Origin of the sequence: Enterobacter cloacae complex sp. IR5450, from assembly GCF_049238665.1 — a bacterium.
Lineage (GTDB): Bacteria > Pseudomonadota > Gammaproteobacteria > Enterobacterales > Enterobacteriaceae > Enterobacter > Enterobacter hormaechei_C.
The window spans coordinates 81,973-98,540 of sequence record NZ_JBMKIC010000016.1 but is presented as its reverse complement, the minus strand read 5'-3'; the positions used below and the strand labels follow the sequence as shown (position 1 = coordinate 98,540).

The window sequence follows — 16,568 nt, the reverse complement described above, 5'->3', positions numbered from 1 at the left end:
CGCAATGTTTTCCATGATAGTTCTCCGAATGAAAGCCTGTCCTCAGCATAGTACCGGGAAGGAGGGAGTGACCATCTCATTAATTATCCCACGCTAAGACTATATTTTGTACAGCAGTGGAGAGGGATGAGAGACCAGCAGTTCATTAACAGGGACTCCTTTTTGCTTAAGCGGCTCAATGGTTCTTTCTATATAAACCGTATTCCAGAGTGTTATCGCCGCCGTATGTAGTGTCAGCGCCGGTGGCGTGGTAACGCTGATCCTCCCACCCCCAGATCCCTGATTTCATTCAGCCGGTGCATGAAGGATGCTCGCCCAAGGGCCTCACCCTTATTCAGCCCCGCCTGTATGCATCGGCCTAAGCCTTTATCGCAAAATCAGTCCAGCATAAACAGCGTCCGATCTCTGCAGAAAATCGCCCTCTGCGCTACGAGTTTGAACGCATTTACTCTGTTTATAGGTAACATTCGCTCCACGATATAATGATATCGGCAACGTATTCAGCATCCTGAGCATGAGTCAGAAGGTGATCCGCCTTACCCAACGAAATGAAACTCTTGGGATGCTTTGCTGCTTTGAATATTTTTTCGGCCTGCTCAATTAACACAGTATCATCTTCAGTCGCATGAAAAATAAGCAGAGGCTTGTTCATGGCGAACACCTTATGAGCGATTTTGTGTTCCTGAATATTGTCCAGCATCTGTTTCTTTAAGGTAAATATGCGGGCTTGCGGTTTAGTTATTGCTCTGGCAGGAATTGCTGCCCTGCTGTTACCCGGGGCGAAGGCACCGCCGCTTTACAGTGCACTTATGATGATCGCTGCCGGATTAGCCTGGGCCGCCTATTCCGTCAGGGGGAGGGCGGGCCAGGAGGCCGGGGCTTCAACGGCGGCAAATTTTGTACTCGCCACGCCGATGGCTCTCGCTCTTTCGTTGCTGTTTATGAAGCAGGGTCACTATGATGCTGCGGGCATTGCTTTGTCATTGCTGTCCGGTGCCGCCGCTTCAGCCGGTGCATATGTATTGTGGTATACCCTTTTACCCTCTCTCGGCTCTATCACCGCCAGTACCCTTCAGCTCAGCGTTCCCTGTCTGGCAATGCTAGGGGGTGTGGTATTCCTGGATGAATCACTGACGGTCAGAACGATAGGTGCTGACTGGCATTGTGATGGTGACACGCGAGAAATCCCCCCGTCAGTCGATGACAAAGGCGAGAGAACCTTAATAACGCAATTAATTCATGCAGTTGTGATGATTCTCTTATGTTAATCACACGAGCCAGTTTTCCCGCTCCGGCATCAGACTGACAGTAATACTGAGGTCGACGTTTCTGACTACACGTAAGGCAGGTTTATGAAATGAAATATGATTTTGATGAGTACGTAAGCAGAGAGAAAACAGACAGTCTCACCGTGGACGGCTGGCGGGAATACCTGTTTTCGGGACAGTCCGAATTTGCAATGCGGTATCCGGCAGAAGGGCTAATCAACCTCTGGGTTGCTGACATGGCTTTTGCCACACCAGAGCCGATTCTTCAGGCCATCAGAGACCGTCTGGATAGAAAAATACTCGGCTACACTAAAATCTACGACGAAGAATACTATGAGATCTTTGGCATCCTGTGTAATAAAGAACGTGGCTCGGTTCAGCGAAAGATACATGTCATAATCGGCAAAGCTGTGCTCGGTAAATCCTTTGGGCATGAAGATACCGGCGGCATTCACCATCAGGCTGATATCGCGATGGTGAGCATTAATTTCCTGACGGATAGTTTCCATACCTTCTTCGGTCATCAGGTTCGCCGCGATGACCGCAACCGGTCCCAGAGGGCTCAGTTCTTTTTGCACCGCTTCGGCTTTGTCTTTTTTATTCCCGGTCAGCACGACACTGCCGCCCGCTTCCAGTACCATGCGTGCCACGGCCAGGCCCATGCCGCTGGTACCGCCGACGACGAGCAGTTTTTTACCTTTGAAAAAAGTGTTCATTTTCTGACTCCATTACTGGTGGGTAAGACGTTGCCGGCAGCGTGAAACTGCCGGCGGTTGACGGATTAAATACTGCAGCCATCCGTTCCGCAGGTCTGACCCGCAGTGGCTGAAAATTCGGTTTGCTGTTCATCCCAGACCTGATGCAGGGCATTCAAAAAGTTATCTGCTGCCTGAGCCCCGCTGATGGCATATTTTTCGTTCATCACAAAAACCGGAACGCCGCTGAGGCCAATAGACTGTGCGTGGGCTTCATCGTCGGAAACGGTGGCGCGAAAATCGTCATTTTCCAGGGCGGCTTCAGCGTCAGCTTTCGGCATACCGGCTTCTACGGCCATGGCAACGAGCTGCTGACGGTCAAAGAGAGAGCGACCTTCGGTGATACTGCCATGATAAAAACGTTCTTCCACCGCGTCCGCAATTCCGGCCTTACGCGCGGCAACCAGCAGGGTGTGTGCATCTTCTGTATCACCAAACATCATGCCGTCGAAGTTGTAGATCAGACCTTCAGATTTACCGGCGGTGCCCACCTGATTCATCATCAGCTCCGCTGAATGCTGACTGCCCAGCTTTTTAACGATGGCATCCTTAAAAGGCATCGCGGGAGTACCACCGGCCAGACGGTAGCTGTGATGGCGGATCACCACCTGGTCGCGAAATTCAAAGCGATTCAGACCCTGTTCAAATCTTTTTTTAGCAATCCAGCACCACGGGCAGACCAAATCTGACCAGATATCGATGGTAAGGGTGGGTTTCAGCGTTTGCATAATGATTCCTCAAAGACGTTGGGCGGTCGGATCTCACTTATCAGAGAACCGCGACCGTATGGGATTTATTTCGCCTGCCAGACCGGGTAATCGGTATAGCCTTTTTCCGGGGAACCACTGACGCCGTAGTAGGTGGCGCGGTCACTTTCTGCCAGTGGCCAGCCGTTTTGCATTCTTTCAACCAGATCCGGGTTAGCGATGTAGGGCACACCAAATGCCACCAGATCCAGCTCATCATCTTCCAGAGCCTGCTCTGCGATATCACGGGTAAAACCGCCGGCAGCGATGATGGTGCCTTTAAACGTGTTGCGAAAACGGCGGCGGAAGCCTTCCGGAAGTGGCGCTTTGGTGTACACCGGCTGATAGTAAAGGTGTACGTAGGCCAGTTCCCGCTGACCGAGCGCGTCGGTGATGGCTGACCAGGTTTGCTCTTCACCTTCATACGGCGCGAGGTCATAAATGCGGCCGAACGGTGACAGGCGCACGGCAACGTGGCTGTTACCCACGGCTTCCGCCACGGCGTCAATGGTCTCCAGCAGGAAACGCTGACGATTTTCCACCGAGCCGCCGTATTCGTCGGTGCGGGTGTTCAGTTCGCTACTGAGGAACTGGTCAAAGATGAATCCGTTTGCCGCCATGATTTCCACGCCGTCAAAGCCGGCTTCCATCGCCAGGCGTGCGGAGTGCACGAAGTCTGCAGTGATGCGTTTAACTTCATGCGTTTCCAGCGCGCGTGGCTGGCTTGGTACAACCGGGCCAGGTTCTCCGGATTCGGTCAGCGCAAAAACGGTGGTATTGACCGCCTGAACGGTGCCCGCTGAAACCGGCGCTATGTGGCCTGGCTGAAGAGAGACGTGAGACATACGGCCGACGTGCCAGAGCTGCGCGAAAATACGGCCACCTTTGGCGTGAACCGCTTGTGTCACCTTACGCCAGCCCTGGACGTGTTCGTCGTTGTAGATACCAGGGGTATAAAGGTAACCCCGGCCTTCTTCTGAAACCGGCATCCCTTCGGTGATGAGCAGGCCAGCAGAAGCACGCTGTGCATAGTACAAAGCCACGACCTCATCCGGCACGTCATTCATGGTGCGGGTGCGGGTCATCGGTGCCATGACTACACGGTTTTTTAACGCCAGGCCAGACAGATTGTAGGGGGTGAAAAGCTTACTCATCGTATACCTCACAAAAAACAAAAAGGAGTATCCCGGCAGGGATTTGCACAGCCCGGCAGTATCATCGACTGGACGTCGCGCACTGGAGTTGCATAAACATCTGATGGGTGGCAATATACCAACCATCTAGTAGGTAGGTCAATGGGTGTGTCGTATTTTTTTGTCATAACGCAGCCATTTCTGAATTGTCACTCATTTTGCGAGGTCATCACCATGCGTACATTAACAGCTTATAACGAAGATAATTTCCGCCAGATAGAGCAGTACAAAGGAATATCGGTGGTACGTTTCTCTGCACCCTGGTGTCCGCCCTGTCAGGCCAGCGAAGAAATGTTCAGTCAGTTTGCAGACCGGCTCGATAGAGATATTCAGGTGGGGAAAGTCAATGTAGATCAGGCGCCGGTGCTGACAACCAAATACGAGATCTGGGGGCTGCCGTCTGTGCTGATATTTCATGAAGGGCAATTAGTTAAACGCATACCGGGTGTGAAACCTGCATCGGTATATGCTCAGGCTATTGCGGACATAAAAAAAGGGCAGTAATGCCCTTTTAACGTGGAATTTATTAATGCTTAACCGCGTGCCTGACCGACGGCATCCAGAGTGCGGGCTGAATAAATGACCGCCGCGCCAGCGTTGAGGTTAATCGCCACGCCCAGCGCTTCAGCAATTTCAGCGTCGGTTGCACCGGCTTTCACAGCTGCGTCGGCGTGAAAAGCAATACAGCCGTCGCAGCGGGTTGTGACTGCGCACGCCAGGGCAATGAGTTCACGCACTTTTGCGCCCAAAAGGTCAGTTTTGTTACCTGCGTTGCCCAGGGCAACCACGCCTTTCATGGTCTCGGGGGTCAGTTTGCCCAACTCGCCTAAACGTTGCATTAACTCTGAGCGATAGTTGTTCCAGTCCAGCATAGTGTCATTCTCCTGAATGAGGGGTATTAAGAAGCAGTTTTATATACTTAAGGCTGTTGGCGAAGACTTCGGGTCTGGCCGTTGCATGCGCCACTACGCTTGAGCCTTCACAGACATTAATGATCATCAAAGCAATATCTGATGGTTCGGCATGGGATGAAAACTCACCTGACTCCATGCCCGCCCTGACGACTTTTGTGAGCCACTCGATTTGCATATCGAAATAAAGTGATGTCTGTACAGTAATTGCCTGAGGCAGATTGGCGGTCTCTGCTGACAACGCACAACACAGTGGCAGTAGCGAAGCTTTATGGCTTTGCGCGAAGATATCGATGTAAGCCGCAATTCTTCTCTCCGCGCTTTTCTCAGTCGCCTCTATCTGCTCAAATACGCGTTGTGTATCAGAGAACGCCTGTATTACCACCTGCTCACCCAGAATATCTTTGGTCGGGAAATGGTGATGAATACTGGCCTTGGTGATACCCACTATTTTTGATAAATCAGCATAGCTGAATGCTGAATACCCTTTTTCGCGCATCAGGTGTTCTGCTTCGCTGAGCAGCCGTTCCCGTGTCATGGTTGTCATAATTACTCCATATAATCTACTAGTTGATAGATTATATTGTTGCTATTTTTCCGTAGCAAGTTGTATCACTGACTCAGTATCGTGCAGAACTGAACGTCACTGCCATCCTGCATTCTGAATGGCAGCATTACATCTCTGACATCACGCCAGGCGTGTAATCATTTCAACCGGATTAGCCAGAGTATCGTGGATTGGCGAATTCTTTTGCATTTCGCTGACCAGCGCTTCTAACTCCTCGCGACTGGCGGTCTTGCTCGTAAGGTGAACATCGACGCGAATAGATTTCGCACCTTTACGCACGTTGCTGTCCAGCCCAAGGAAGCCGTTGAGGTTGATATCGAAATTAAGATCCAGCTCGATACCGTCCAGGTCGATCCCTTTTTCAGCAGCCATCATGGTAAGGGTGGCGGTATAACAGCCAGCCAGCGCCTGCATGATGTATTCAGTCGGGCTCATGCCGGTATCGGTGCCGAGTAAACCTGCGGGTTCATCACCGATATTAGAAAATTTCCCCACACGGCTGGTATCGATAACGCCGTTCTGGATTGTGGCGCCGGTCTCTGTGCGAACGGTTAATCCGCCGCTGGAACGGGCTTTCATCTGGAAAGTCAGGTTACCCAGGCCAGGCTGGCTGCGAACTGCTTCACGGGTATTGTGGATCGCAGCTGCGTCTGCAGAAGGTTTAACGGTAGTAGACATAATGGCTCCTGTAATTTCTTGATAAAAGGTATAGCTGGTGTAATCAGTATCAACCATCTAGTTGGTAGATTAATATCGCGAACCTCTTCTGTCTACTCTTTTATAAAAAATAGGGGGAAAAGAACCCAGCAGGCTGTTTTATTTCATAATAACCATTTGATTTTTTTTTATAATCTTCCCAGCCGCTCACTCTTGCAGCAATCCAGCCTTTACCCGAAGGATAGTCTGGCGGGTGGTATTAAATTCCCGGGCAATAGCACTGATACTGATGCCAGCATTTAGGCGCTCTGTCACTGTTTGCTTTTGTTCCTCGCTCAGGATGGGGGGGCGACCGAAGCGTTTTCCAGCCGCTTTTGCCCTCGCAATACCTGAATACGTTCGCTCAAGCAGCAAATCCCGCTCAAACTCCGCTACAGCAGAAATTACCTGCATAGTCATTTTTCCGGCCGGACTGGTCAAGTCAACGCCTCCGAGTGCGAGACAATGAACGCGAATAAGGAACCCTGTGATTGTCAGTTCTGCGTCACCCTGCAAATCTTTGGCCATCATGGGCATAGCCGGAAGATAGATGTCGGTTGATAAAGAGGTTACAGCCATCAGGGCGCTGAGAATGAGCAAAAATGTTAGACCGTGTTTTGTAGCCGTGGGAGTTTGCTTTTGGAAATTAATAGTGGACATGTTAACCCTAAAAAGAGGCAGGAATCATCATATCTTAATGGATTTAGTAAGCTTGATAATGACTGTCTGTGGGATAGGCACTATGAATCATACTCATCAATATATGAAATATGATGATTAGAGTAAGTAAAGGTGGGTTTTTATCTATCGGAAGACTGAATTCAAACTTCGTTGGAAGTTTACCTTTTACATTAGATGTTCAAGTGAATTAGTATAATAACATAGGGCCATTCAACATTTCACCCTATGTTTTTTACAGATGCACTACTTTTTATACAATTTCAGACATAATACCTACTTGCATCCTTATATAGGATGACCAAATATTATCTATCACCATTCTTCTCGCCTTGCCGGTAAGTTATTATCTTTTTTTACCACACTAGATTGATTTATATCAGGTGAATGGGGGCCAGAACTAAGCAAAACTTCCACCCCTAAAATATTAAACACTTTGTATAGACGCGCAATACTTGCACTTGAAGGATTTGCCTCAAGTCGCGCATAAGTCTGCTGAGTCACACCTAATCTGGCAGATATTTCCCTTTGAGTTAATCCTTTTGATTTACGAAAACCAATTAAAAGGGGGCGTAGATGGCTAAGAAGTTTAACTGGAAAAACAGTACTCATAAGAAGGTGACCATGTTTATTATTTGAAGAACTTCAAGCTATCGCTGTAAAAACAGCCTATAGGGTGTTTTAATCTTTGTAAAGCCTTTAGTGTTAGGTGATCTCATGATGTTAAGTTACCAATTTGCATATGGTTTGTATGAGCTTTAGGATGTTGCATTCTCAGCTGGTTAAGATTATATTTGTAAATGACTAGCATATAGTGGTGCGTGCTGGAAACTTCATTTTATCGAGGGACTCCAGTGCATAAGTTGAGAGGGTGGAACTCGGTTTCGCCCTCTCTTTTTCTTACCTTAGCTTCAAACATCTGTTCAGATTCATTAACAATTCTAATCAATGTGTTTATTTTTTCATTTATCTTAATGTGTTTTTTCTCTTGCTCAAGAGAAAGTTTCCTAAATTCATTTTCCCTGCTCGGTACAGCAACTATCAATTCTTCATAAATCTCCTTTGCTCCTGATACTTTCGCCAACTGACTGCTGTATTTTTCAATAAGAGACGTTATTTGGATATGTATATTCTTGTGTTCATGGTTGGTAGCATTTGAAAAAAGTTGACAGGGAAGCTTTTGGGTTACCTCAATTAATTCCACACATTCTATTGCGGCATTGAATTCAGAAGTGGTTGAGTATAAATATTGATACACGCCTGTTTTTCTTACTTTGTTTAATAATCCTTTTCTAACCAGGTGTTGAATTTGGTTATAAGTAAAAGCTTTTGCCTTTAAATAAGTTTTCGGAAGTGAAAATCGCTCAATAAGAAGTTTTGCTATCTCGTTACTGGTGAAGTTATCTTTGCCAATGTAGATGATTGCAGAAAATATGTACGACTCAGGGTTTGTTACTCGACTATTCATAAGACTAAAACAAGGCTGTTAACTTAGGATTGCTAAGTATACAACAATGACAGATACTTAGACAATCTAAGCATCCGAGGCCAATGAAGATGACTCAGTGTCTGAAAAAAATCCGATACCAGAACGACTTAAAGAAGCGAGATGCAGGGCGGGTTTATCACAGCGCTCTCTGGGGCTCCTTGTTGGCTTTGATCCCGCATCGGCTAGCAGTCGTATGAATCATTATGAGAAAGGACGCCATGTCCCAGACATTGATACGCTTCGACGGATGGCGGCAGAGTTAAACGTGCCGTTGAACTACTTTTTTTGTGATGATCAGACAACAGCAGAACTTGCTTTACTCATCTCCCGGATGACACAGGAAGAGCGAAGTAGCCTTATCGAAGCACTCAAAACGTCTTCAGGTGTAAAACATGCTGACAACAAATGATGTTATACAAAAGGCTACTGATTTTTTTGAAGGTAAAGAAAGTGCAGCATTAAACTGGTGTAATAGAATAAATCGGGCATTAGATTGGAAGACTCCCTTCGACATAACTGACTAAGAAGAGGGAGTATTGATAATTACTGCACTAATTAACGAAGAGAGAGCAGGGAATATGCTCTTGATTTGGCTATATTAGCTCATACTTGAATTATTTTTTGCGCTCAGCAAGTTCTCGAATGAGATCGACTGCAAGCATGTCCTCAACTTTGATTGGGGTTGCGTTGTCGATATACTCAATGATGTCGGCGAGCGCCAGTACATTTCGTTCATATTTAGCTTTCAATGCTATAATTTCAGCATCAAGGCGATTTGCCTTACTTATATAAGCAGCGCCGGTTCGCCCCATAGCCAATTTAGCCTTTTCATCTGTAGTCAATTCTCGTTTACCGTCTTCGTAGTTGTTATGCTGGCGAAGCCTGTAATTATTGATGATAGATTTGCGAGACGTGAGAGTACTAATGCCACCTTTAACTATTCCTTTGGCTTTAAGACGGGCATGTAACGTGGATGGTTGAATGGGGGATTTTTCCAGTCCCTCTTGCACCATAGCTTGTAACTCAGCTTTAATGTAAGCATCAAGTTCCTTACCCTGAATGACTTTATCGTCTGCATTGCGACTACGTGGGGTCTTAGTCATGATTATTTCTCTCTATACGTTTCTGTTCAATAAAGAAAAGATCAGCCAGGGTTTTTGGAGTTTTGCCAATTAGCATTTGTTTATTAATTCGCTCAATAACTTTATATAATGGGTTGTTCAGATCATCAGAAAACAGGGAAACCAGTTTTTTTTCGCCTTGAACCTTTATAGCATCAGCTTCAAGAGCCTCGAGCAAGATGAGAGCTTCTTCCTGTTCTTTTAATGCCAGCATGAAGCCTGGATTCACTATAGTCAACTTACGTAGTTGACTGATTTCTTTTCGCTTGTTTGATAAACGTCGTGATGCTTCTTCCGCTTCGCCAAAACGACCTGTAAGAGTGAAGTAGCCACAAGGTAGACCAGACTGACACTTAAGCGCATGAGGACAACCCCAGCGAGCTACATCTCTCGTACAGGCTCCAAATCCAAGAGGATGCAGTTTTGCATGGCGTTGAAGCAGTGATTTCGCCTTATCAGCCAAATTTTGTTGTACTAACTTGTCATGTGCACGTTTTAGTTCAGGCAGAAACTTATCGGACATTGTGCCAGTTATATAGTCAACAACCTCATCAGTTGTTTCACCAAAAGTCTGCATGTTCTGCTTCAGATTATGCTCGGTATTGAGCTCAGGATTTATCATTAGTGAGGTTGTTAATTTAACGTTTGCAACACCTGTATTTTTTACCGTCTTAGAAGACCGTGATAGAGCTGCCATTCTTCGGCTAAGCTCAGTTCTGGGGGAGGGTAGGTTGAGCGGAATGCAGGGATTCTGCTGCGTAGTAAAGAGTGATAGCTGGAAACTCTTCGTGAGAGCTTGATTGTTCTCATCATAAGCCTTTTCCAGCATATTGATTGCTAGAGAAGCGGTCTGATAGGACTGTGATTCGGCCTGATGCTGATAGTGTTTATTCTGGGTAATATCAACACGCCCCATTAGGATGGCCTGAATATGATCCGTCACTCCAGCGATTGCCAAGAATGTATTTATGTTATGTCGCGGTACATGCTTTTTGATAATGACACGGGACCCATCATCTTCAAAAAGATTAAAGTGATCAAAGATAGATTTTCGGTTTTGTGTTCCGCCTAACCACGCTTCTATTGAGTTTTCATCAAGTGGAAATATATGTTGCAAAGAAACAAAATCTTTACCAATTCCAAATGCACCTTCCGGCATGATGAACATCAGGTCTTCATAATTGAAGTGTTCCCAGTCACCATTGTTTTTGGCTGAAATTATGCACTGGTGCCCAGGCTCAAAGTTTTTTGCATGAGCGTAACGCTGATATACATAATCATTCAACTGTTCTTTAGTGAAGTACCAGCAGTTCTTCTGTTTATGAACGGGTATTACCTTAGGTTTATGTCCGCTAAAGTTCGCAATGGAATTCCGAATACTCTTTCCAAGATCATTCCTGGAGCCACCAGAACCACTAAACATAATGTCTTCAAGATAATTTTGCTCAATCCATTCATCAGGAAAATCAGCGATCTTACCTGGGAGCATGTTAGTGAAATTAGAATCTCTGAAGCCCTGAATCGTTTTACGGAACCCCAAGGTCAATTCTTGAACAGATTTATAAATCATCTCAACGACAGAATAAGTGCTTGGCGCCAGCCAATGGATCCGCCATCCAGCCTTTTTCGCACCAAGATACTCAATACCCAACCTGTAAGTAGGCCAGTCTTGATCTATTGCGTGCTGACGTTTTTCTTTATCCGTGATTTCTCGCTTAACCAAAGAAGTCATTTTCAGCAACATTATTTCCTGGAAACGGAAACCGCAAATAATTGTGAGTAACAACATATTGTAAAATATACGCTGATAACTATTCTCAGCTAAAGCGATCAACTCAATAACACACATAAATGCACGGATTGATATGAGTCTTTCATCATCAGTTTGCTCAGGGGTGGCTTCTTGCGCTTTCTTTCTTTCTTTAGTGCTGTTAGAACCATTTCGACAAGGATACTTATTTTTGACTTCAATATTAACTAAGAAAAGATCATATTGCCGTAGTAAATCTATGGCCTTTACTGCAATATCGCAATAGTCGCTGACATTATCAGGAGTGTCAGAATTCTCATGATGCCGCTCCATCGCTGCATGAATAATATCGGAAGTCAGATACATTGGGTGCGTTTGACTTGTTTTATTTACCATTTCCCAATACCAGCGCTTCATCACCTGTAATGGTTTGTCTAGTGTAGAACCTGATGGTAATCCGCCAGTGATACACACCAGATGCATGTGATAAGCTCGCATAAAATCCTGAAATTCCGAAGAAATATTCATTTGTGAGAGCCCCTTAACACGACTAGAAACTTCGTCCCACTTAAAGCCGCGATCTTTTGTTTCTTTAAGCCATGCAACACCTTTCTCACCAAAACGCCAGGAACCGGCATTCCACTCCAGTTGTCCAACAGCATTGTAGGCAACAAGACGCTCTTCAAATTTTGCTTTATATTTCTCTATATAAATAAGAAGATTATCCGCCTGTTTATTACGTATTGTTATTTGTGTAGTCATCGATTAAATAGTCCTCCGGCCTTTGCCATTTCAATGCGAGCCATAACCTGATTTACATGCTCTTTCCGCCGCACTAATTCCTTGAGAAGTGGATGATTTAAAACGCCAGCATCATCGGCAACATCGCGAACATTTTGGATTTCATCATTCAGCGAAAGAAATACTTCTTTGTGGTTTCCATCTATAAATGGCTTGAAATACAGGCAACCGTAACATCCACGACCCTGTGCAAAGGGGCACATGTCTTCTTCATAATTACATCCACCGATATGGTAATGAAGTCGCCCACCAATTGACCCTGCAACACTGCGGCCTTCCCATTCGCTGCTGTGAACCAAATTCCCAGTCAACATGAGTGCCATCATGTTCTTAAACACAGGGTTGCGACCCAAAGCTGCCTCACGAATATCAGCCAATTCAGGGGTGGCTGCAATGTATCGATCTGCAACAACATAAGAGGATTGACCTAATATATAAGCTATCTCAGGAGCACTGGCACCACTCATTGCCATTGAGTGACCAACGTTGTGACGAAAGAGGCTTGCGGTATATACAGGTAGTTGATAATCATCGTTTTTTACTGCCTCCTGAATCTCCTGTGGTGAAAATCTGAATAGCATTTTCTTTAATGATTCTTCCACCATCTTCGTTGAAGATACTATGATGGAAAACATTGGGTCGGTATCACCAATTCCAACTAGGTACTTATACAGTAAGATTAACTTTCCAAGTTCTTCCGGAATTGCAACCCGAACTCGATCGATAGTTAGTTTTGTCTTTTTGGCATAAGGCACAAGTACTGAATAACGCATCCCGTACTTATTCTCGGTATCAACAATAAAATCGCCTCCGGAAAGTTTACCGATCTGTACAGGTCTGGCCCCAATGTAATAAACTATGCCAATAATAATGCAGTCCCGTAATGTATCAATTTTTATAGTTTTCTTTACAGTTTCTAGATGAATATTTTTATTTTCATTAGCATCAATTTTTGGACATAGTTTAGATGCCCAACGTTGAATGCCATTTTCTATCATCAGGCATACTTCTTCTGGTATAACGAGTTCTAGGTTTTGGTAGCGAGCCCAGTTATAGTTCCTAGGGCGTGGCACTTCCAGCAATAAATCTTCCAGATCGTCACAGTCATACTTACTTTCGAAGAATCCACTACGATCAAGTTTTCGTAACGCATAAAGGGTGTAATAGAACTGACTGCAGTCTGAGTGATTTTGCTCAGTCTTCGCAACCAGCATTTGCATATTCGCGATAAGGCTTTCGCGAGTGATAACCTCAATTTGTTTGAAAGTTGTGGCGATAAACTGAGAAAATTTATCAGCAACACTTGCTGAATTCTCATTAATGTACGCGATCGTTAAGTATTTTAAGAGCTTGAGTGAAACTGGTGATAAATCACAAAAGTATTTACCAGTAGAGAATAATATGGCCACATTATTACCTGAGAATCTGTATCGCCAATCATCATGTAGATATAAATATCGGTCATCAAATTCTGTTGCACTTAGTAAAAACAATCGTGTAGGGAGTTGAATATTTTCAATCCATTCAAGCTGTTCTTTTGTGAAGTGAAGGGGAGGAATTTTAGATAAATCACCCGCGGTGATACCGTTCTCAGTTGAATAAATCTTTGAATGTGAACTCTTCGTCATAAACATTATCTTCTGGCAAGTTGTAGGTTTTTCTTTGCGAAATGTTTGTTACTGGGGAAGCTAAATGCATATTTGAATGTTTCGTACGCTTATAGTTGCTCTGGTTACTCACCACTTCAATAAACCGCTTGGCATATCTTAACGGAACTTTACTAGTCAGTGACCAGCCGCCTAAAGCACGAAGTTGTTCAATAGCTGGTTCAAGTACTCCATTCATCCTTGCTCGAATACCATAGTCTTGCGCCAGTATCAGTGATTCACTCAGGAGACTATTGTAAATAAACTCAAGAGTGATATTAGCCCAAGTATGCCGCCCAACGTGTGGTGTTATATTAACCATATTATTAATACTTTTATTACTTTTCGCACGATAATGAGGGAATAGGGCAATGAATGCCGGATCAATTTTTTCCTTATAAAATGTTCGAATTGCATCGTAAGTTAATGGAGTTAACTTACCTGAGCCTTTAATAAAAACAAATTCATGGTCAACAATTTTTTTCTCTTCAAATAATGGGGACCGATATTGCTCCATATAAATGGTAAACATAATGAAGTCATCTTCGGTCAGTTCGATTTGTCGCTGTGAATGCTCAGTCTTAAGTGAAGGTTGTTGTTTCCTTGGGTCAACTACATCATCTGGTAGATTTTGTACAATCAGGATGAAACGAATGTTACCTCGTGAGTCTGGAAGGGTTGGCCCCACGCAATCCTTCATCAACAATTGAACTTCACCAACACGTAAGCCATAGTTAAACATTAACCGGTGGATAAGGTAGTTACGGTATTGTTGAAATCCTGAATCGAATGGGTTTTGGGGATTAACCACGGCCGTGAATAATTCGTCGGTCTCGATATCTAAAAATTCAGGAGTGGAGGGGATTAACATGTTCGTTAGTTCGACACTTTGCTGGCTGGTGATACTTTTGTATCGGTGAGCTGGTTCGTTCCTGGATACTTCAACTCTATTGAAGACCTTAATTCTGTCAGCGAGATCTCTGTGGTTCGCCTGGTTAATCTGGTGAGCTTCAGTAGGTGACATATCTTGGTATGCCAGATTCATATATCTATAGTTGAGATACTTAAGGAATCGGCCAACGTTTCTGACGTGGTTACCATAGGTGGACTTGTTGGTTCTGGAGAGTGCCGAATGTAAAAACCCGTTAGAGATTATGTCGGTCTCGTCACTCAGGTGCTGCTTCCCGAGCAGATAAGTAAAGAAGCCATCAAGCTCCCTGATAAAACAGGAGATATTGTAGCCAGACCGATAGAAATCGTAGTCAAATGTTTGTTTATGCTTCTTATAGTAATAGACGTAAAAGAAACGCAGCGAACACAAAATGTTTTCTTGAGTCCCTAGGCTTTTCTTGCTCAGTTCATTCATTCCATAAATTGTGGCGAACATGACCGGTAGGGTAGTCACATCATCAACTATGAGATGAGTTCTCTGGTTGTTCCTCGATAAATGTAAGATGGTATATGCCATGAACTTAGCGGATGCCCCGTAATTTTTGCGTTATGAAGTCATCGTAAGTCCACAACTAAACTTTGGCAACTGTCTGATTCATCGGTAAGTTCCTGAAAGAGAGGGACTCATGAACTTAAGAGCAAACCCACCACATTTAACATAATATACATTATGCGCACCAATATGGATTCAGGCAGAATCCAGTGATTTGTGGGCATCCTTGTTCTCGCAGAATATGGATGTGCTGAGTCTGGTTGGTTCGCCTAACGGTTGAAATGTCTTGCGGCCTTCACTGGGCTTGTTGAGTGTTCTGAATGTTCGCTTCAGGAACTGATTCAAATGAAACGATTAATACTGTTATCTGTTATGGTTGCGACGCTCCCGCCTTACGCTATATCCGCTGAAGATGTTTCCCCCGAATCTCTTTCGGGAAAGCCCAGTTCTGAGTTGGGTGATTTTGTTTATTCTGCAATGCCGGATGCTGGTCACGGCTTGTCGTGGGACTGGCAGTCAAACTCAGATATTGTTTGGGCTGACGGTGTTACGCAAACAGCTTCCGGAATGTCACTCCGCACTGGATTTGCTCGCATCAATGTTATGGGCGTTAAATCAACAGTGCTGGAGAAAAGGAAAAAAGAATTAGGCTGGGAGGTTTCCCTTGGAACGTCAATGCCAGCCAAGTTCGGCCCTGAATATATATCAATGGCACCATCAAAATGTGGTGGATATCTGAATGAGAATTGTACATTCAATCCTGCCTCATCACTCACGAAGAGAGGCATTGAGTTTCATAAAATCTGCTCAACCATAGCGGGTGGCCCGAATACTACGGATGTGTACGTCGTCAGGGTAGTCAAAAAAGAAAGCATGTTAATGACATGGGTGAATAGCGCCGGTTCGAGTGCAAGCTCAAGCTGGCTGGAACTGAGAATGTACTCACCTGAAAGTGCAGCATTATATTGTGATGAAACTGTAAAGAAAGAATACTCATTCGCCACTCAGGATGGACGAAGCAAGAAGGAATTAGTGCATGACACTAAAATAATTACGGATGCATTATCAAAAGCCATTTCCGGAATCGATGGTGCTAATGATGCGGTGTGTCATGCCAGGATATTCGCAGACGGTTATGGTGGCATATCTGCATTTGATGCAAGTCAGAAAGATAATGACATTGCATTCTGCGAATCCATCATTAATAGGTTGAGTGGCATTCGGCTCCCCTCACCTTCGAAAAATGCATCAACAATAATTAATCTTAACGTGAAAAACCAATAAGGAAAGCAAGAAAGGAAATGAATTCTTCATTTTTAACAAAATACCTGTCAAAGTTGACGCTCACCATTAACATAATTCTGACCGTGATGACATGGTTCTATCTAATCGGAACTGACAACCCGATATGGTATTCGATAATTCAGGGTTATGTTTTCATCAGTTTCGATACAGCGAAAATCATCATCACTGTTATCTGTATTATCTGGATAGTCAGAAGC

Annotated in this window: 14 protein-coding genes and 5 pseudogenes; 4 read left to right on the top strand and 15 right to left on the bottom strand. The window is 44.7% G+C overall.

Features of this window, described 5'->3' with window-relative positions:
* Positions 1-114 precede the first annotated feature (114 nt).
* Positions 115-428, bottom strand: a pseudogene (locus ACOTYB_RS14055) (Tn3 family transposase); the annotation flags it as partial.
* Positions 429-454: 26 nt separating this feature from the next.
* Positions 455-724, bottom strand: a pseudogene (locus ACOTYB_RS14050) (alpha/beta hydrolase); the annotation flags it as partial.
* Between ACOTYB_RS14050 and ACOTYB_RS14045 the strand changes: the two are divergent.
* Positions 720-1,224, top strand: a pseudogene (locus ACOTYB_RS14045) (EamA family transporter); the annotation flags it as partial. The pseudogenes ACOTYB_RS14050 and ACOTYB_RS14045 sit on opposite strands and share 5 nt — an antisense overlap.
* Positions 1,225-1,615: 391 nt before the next feature.
* On the opposite strand, the pseudogene ACOTYB_RS14040 reads toward ACOTYB_RS14045, so the two are convergent.
* The 3 genes and pseudogenes from ACOTYB_RS14040 to ACOTYB_RS14030 form a co-directional block, all read right to left on the bottom strand.
* Positions 1,616-1,984 (bottom strand): annotated as a pseudogene (locus tag ACOTYB_RS14040) (SDR family NAD(P)-dependent oxidoreductase); the annotation flags it as partial.
* A 65-nt stretch (positions 1,985-2,049) separates the two neighbouring features.
* On the bottom strand, positions 2,050-2,751 hold the full coding sequence (locus ACOTYB_RS14035) for a DsbA family oxidoreductase (RefSeq protein WP_073544249.1): 702 nt from the start codon (positions 2,749-2,751) through the stop codon (positions 2,050-2,052).
* Between the two features lie 65 nt (positions 2,752-2,816).
* Positions 2,817-3,923 carry an alkene reductase gene (locus ACOTYB_RS14030; protein ID WP_409248899.1) on the bottom strand — a complete coding sequence of 369 codons (1,107 nt, stop codon included), beginning with the start codon at positions 3,921-3,923 and terminating at the stop codon, positions 2,817-2,819.
* A 213-nt stretch (positions 3,924-4,136) separates the two neighbouring features.
* Between ACOTYB_RS14030 and ACOTYB_RS14025 the strand changes: the two genes are divergently transcribed.
* On the top strand, positions 4,137-4,466 hold the full coding sequence (locus ACOTYB_RS14025) for a thioredoxin family protein (RefSeq protein ID WP_002431133.1): 330 nt from the start codon (positions 4,137-4,139) through the stop codon (positions 4,464-4,466).
* Positions 4,467-4,495: 29 nt separating this feature from the next.
* Here ACOTYB_RS14025 and ACOTYB_RS14020 read toward each other — a convergent pair whose 3' ends face one another.
* The 6 genes and pseudogenes from ACOTYB_RS14020 to ACOTYB_RS13995 form a co-directional block, all read right to left on the bottom strand.
* Positions 4,496-4,834, bottom strand: coding sequence for a carboxymuconolactone decarboxylase family protein (locus ACOTYB_RS14020; RefSeq protein ID WP_000888080.1), 339 nt, complete (start codon positions 4,832-4,834; stop codon positions 4,496-4,498).
* Positions 4,835-4,838: 4 nt separating this feature from the next.
* On the bottom strand, positions 4,839-5,420 hold the full coding sequence (locus ACOTYB_RS14015) for a TetR/AcrR family transcriptional regulator (RefSeq protein WP_000210409.1): 582 nt from the start codon (positions 5,418-5,420) through the stop codon (positions 4,839-4,841).
* Between the two features lie 141 nt (positions 5,421-5,561).
* A complete protein-coding gene (locus ACOTYB_RS14010) occupies positions 5,562-6,119 on the bottom strand; it encodes an OsmC family protein (RefSeq protein ID WP_000108589.1) in 558 nt (185 codons plus the stop codon).
* A gap of 186 nt (positions 6,120-6,305) precedes the next feature.
* Positions 6,306-6,614, bottom strand: a pseudogene (locus ACOTYB_RS14005) (helix-turn-helix domain-containing protein); the annotation flags it as partial.
* Positions 6,615-7,130: 516 nt separating this feature from the next.
* Positions 7,131-7,427 carry a helix-turn-helix domain-containing protein gene (locus ACOTYB_RS14000; protein ID WP_073544248.1) on the bottom strand — a complete coding sequence of 99 codons (297 nt, stop codon included), beginning with the start codon at positions 7,425-7,427 and terminating at the stop codon, positions 7,131-7,133.
* A gap of 226 nt (positions 7,428-7,653) precedes the next feature.
* Positions 7,654-8,283, bottom strand: coding sequence for a hypothetical protein (locus tag ACOTYB_RS13995; protein WP_232930064.1), 630 nt, complete (start codon positions 8,281-8,283; stop codon positions 7,654-7,656).
* 97 nt (positions 8,284-8,380) lie between these two features.
* On the opposite strand from ACOTYB_RS13995, the gene ACOTYB_RS13990 reads away from it, so the two are divergent.
* Positions 8,381-8,713 carry a helix-turn-helix domain-containing protein gene (locus ACOTYB_RS13990; RefSeq protein ID WP_073544247.1) on the top strand — a complete coding sequence of 111 codons (333 nt, stop codon included), beginning with the start codon at positions 8,381-8,383 and terminating at the stop codon, positions 8,711-8,713.
* Positions 8,714-8,918: 205 nt separating this feature from the next.
* Here ACOTYB_RS13990 and ACOTYB_RS13985 read toward each other — a convergent pair whose 3' ends face one another.
* Genes ACOTYB_RS13985 through ACOTYB_RS13970 form a run of 4 tightly spaced genes read right to left on the bottom strand, consistent with a single transcriptional unit; the run spans position 8,919 to position 15,090 of the window.
* On the bottom strand, positions 8,919-9,407 hold the full coding sequence (locus ACOTYB_RS13985; protein ID WP_073544246.1) for a hypothetical protein: 489 nt from the start codon (positions 9,405-9,407) through the stop codon (positions 8,919-8,921).
* Complete coding sequence (locus tag ACOTYB_RS13980; protein WP_421765828.1) at positions 9,400-11,937, bottom strand: hypothetical protein; 2,538 nt, start codon at positions 11,935-11,937, stop codon at positions 9,400-9,402. Before ACOTYB_RS13980 ends, ACOTYB_RS13985 begins: the two co-directional genes overlap by 8 nt.
* Complete coding sequence (locus tag ACOTYB_RS13975; RefSeq protein WP_421765827.1) at positions 11,934-13,604, bottom strand: site-specific integrase; 1,671 nt, start codon at positions 13,602-13,604, stop codon at positions 11,934-11,936. Before ACOTYB_RS13975 ends, ACOTYB_RS13980 begins: the two co-directional genes overlap by 4 nt.
* The gene (locus ACOTYB_RS13970) at positions 13,567-15,090 is read right to left on the bottom strand and encodes a site-specific integrase (protein WP_073544243.1); all 1,524 of its coding nucleotides are present in this window, start codon (positions 15,088-15,090) and stop codon (positions 13,567-13,569) included. The genes ACOTYB_RS13975 and ACOTYB_RS13970 overlap by 38 nt, the downstream gene beginning before the upstream one ends.
* Before the next feature lie 321 nt (positions 15,091-15,411).
* Between ACOTYB_RS13970 and ACOTYB_RS13965 the strand changes: the two genes are divergently transcribed.
* A complete protein-coding gene (locus tag ACOTYB_RS13965; protein WP_220153838.1) occupies positions 15,412-16,350 on the top strand; it encodes a hypothetical protein in 939 nt (312 codons plus the stop codon).
* Positions 16,351-16,568: the final 218 nt, after the last annotated feature.

What these genes read in the sequence shown, in the direction of transcription:
- ACOTYB_RS14035 (WP_073544249.1), bottom strand. Translation starts at nt 2,751, where the DNA reads ATGCAAACGCTGAAACCCACCCTTACCATCGATATCTGGTCAGATTTG.
- ACOTYB_RS14030 (WP_409248899.1), bottom strand. Translation starts at nt 3,923, where the DNA reads ATGAGTAAGCTTTTCACCCCCTACAATCTGTCTGGCCTGGCGTTAAAA.
- ACOTYB_RS14025 (WP_002431133.1), top strand. Translation starts at nt 4,137, where the DNA reads ATGCGTACATTAACAGCTTATAACGAAGATAATTTCCGCCAGATAGAG.
- ACOTYB_RS14020 (WP_000888080.1), bottom strand. Translation starts at nt 4,834, where the DNA reads ATGCTGGACTGGAACAACTATCGCTCAGAGTTAATGCAACGTTTAGGC.
- ACOTYB_RS14015 (WP_000210409.1), bottom strand. Translation starts at nt 5,420, where the DNA reads ATGACAACCATGACACGGGAACGGCTGCTCAGCGAAGCAGAACACCTG.
- ACOTYB_RS14010 (WP_000108589.1), bottom strand. Translation starts at nt 6,119, where the DNA reads ATGTCTACTACCGTTAAACCTTCTGCAGACGCAGCTGCGATCCACAAT.
- ACOTYB_RS14000 (WP_073544248.1), bottom strand. Translation starts at nt 7,427, where the DNA reads ATGAGTACTGTTTTTCCAGTTAAACTTCTTAGCCATCTACGCCCCCTT.
- ACOTYB_RS13995 (WP_232930064.1), bottom strand. Translation starts at nt 8,283, where the DNA reads ATGAATAGTCGAGTAACAAACCCTGAGTCGTACATATTTTCTGCAATC.
- ACOTYB_RS13985 (WP_073544246.1), bottom strand. Translation starts at nt 9,407, where the DNA reads ATGACTAAGACCCCACGTAGTCGCAATGCAGACGATAAAGTCATTCAG.
- ACOTYB_RS13980 (WP_421765828.1), bottom strand. Translation starts at nt 11,937, where the DNA reads ATGACTACACAAATAACAATACGTAATAAACAGGCGGATAATCTTCTT.
- ACOTYB_RS13975 (WP_421765827.1), bottom strand. Translation starts at nt 13,604, where the DNA reads ATGACGAAGAGTTCACATTCAAAGATTTATTCAACTGAGAACGGTATC.
- ACOTYB_RS13970 (WP_073544243.1), bottom strand. Translation starts at nt 15,090, where the DNA reads ATGGCATATACCATCTTACATTTATCGAGGAACAACCAGAGAACTCAT.
- ACOTYB_RS13965 (WP_220153838.1), top strand. Translation starts at nt 15,412, where the DNA reads ATGAAACGATTAATACTGTTATCTGTTATGGTTGCGACGCTCCCGCCT.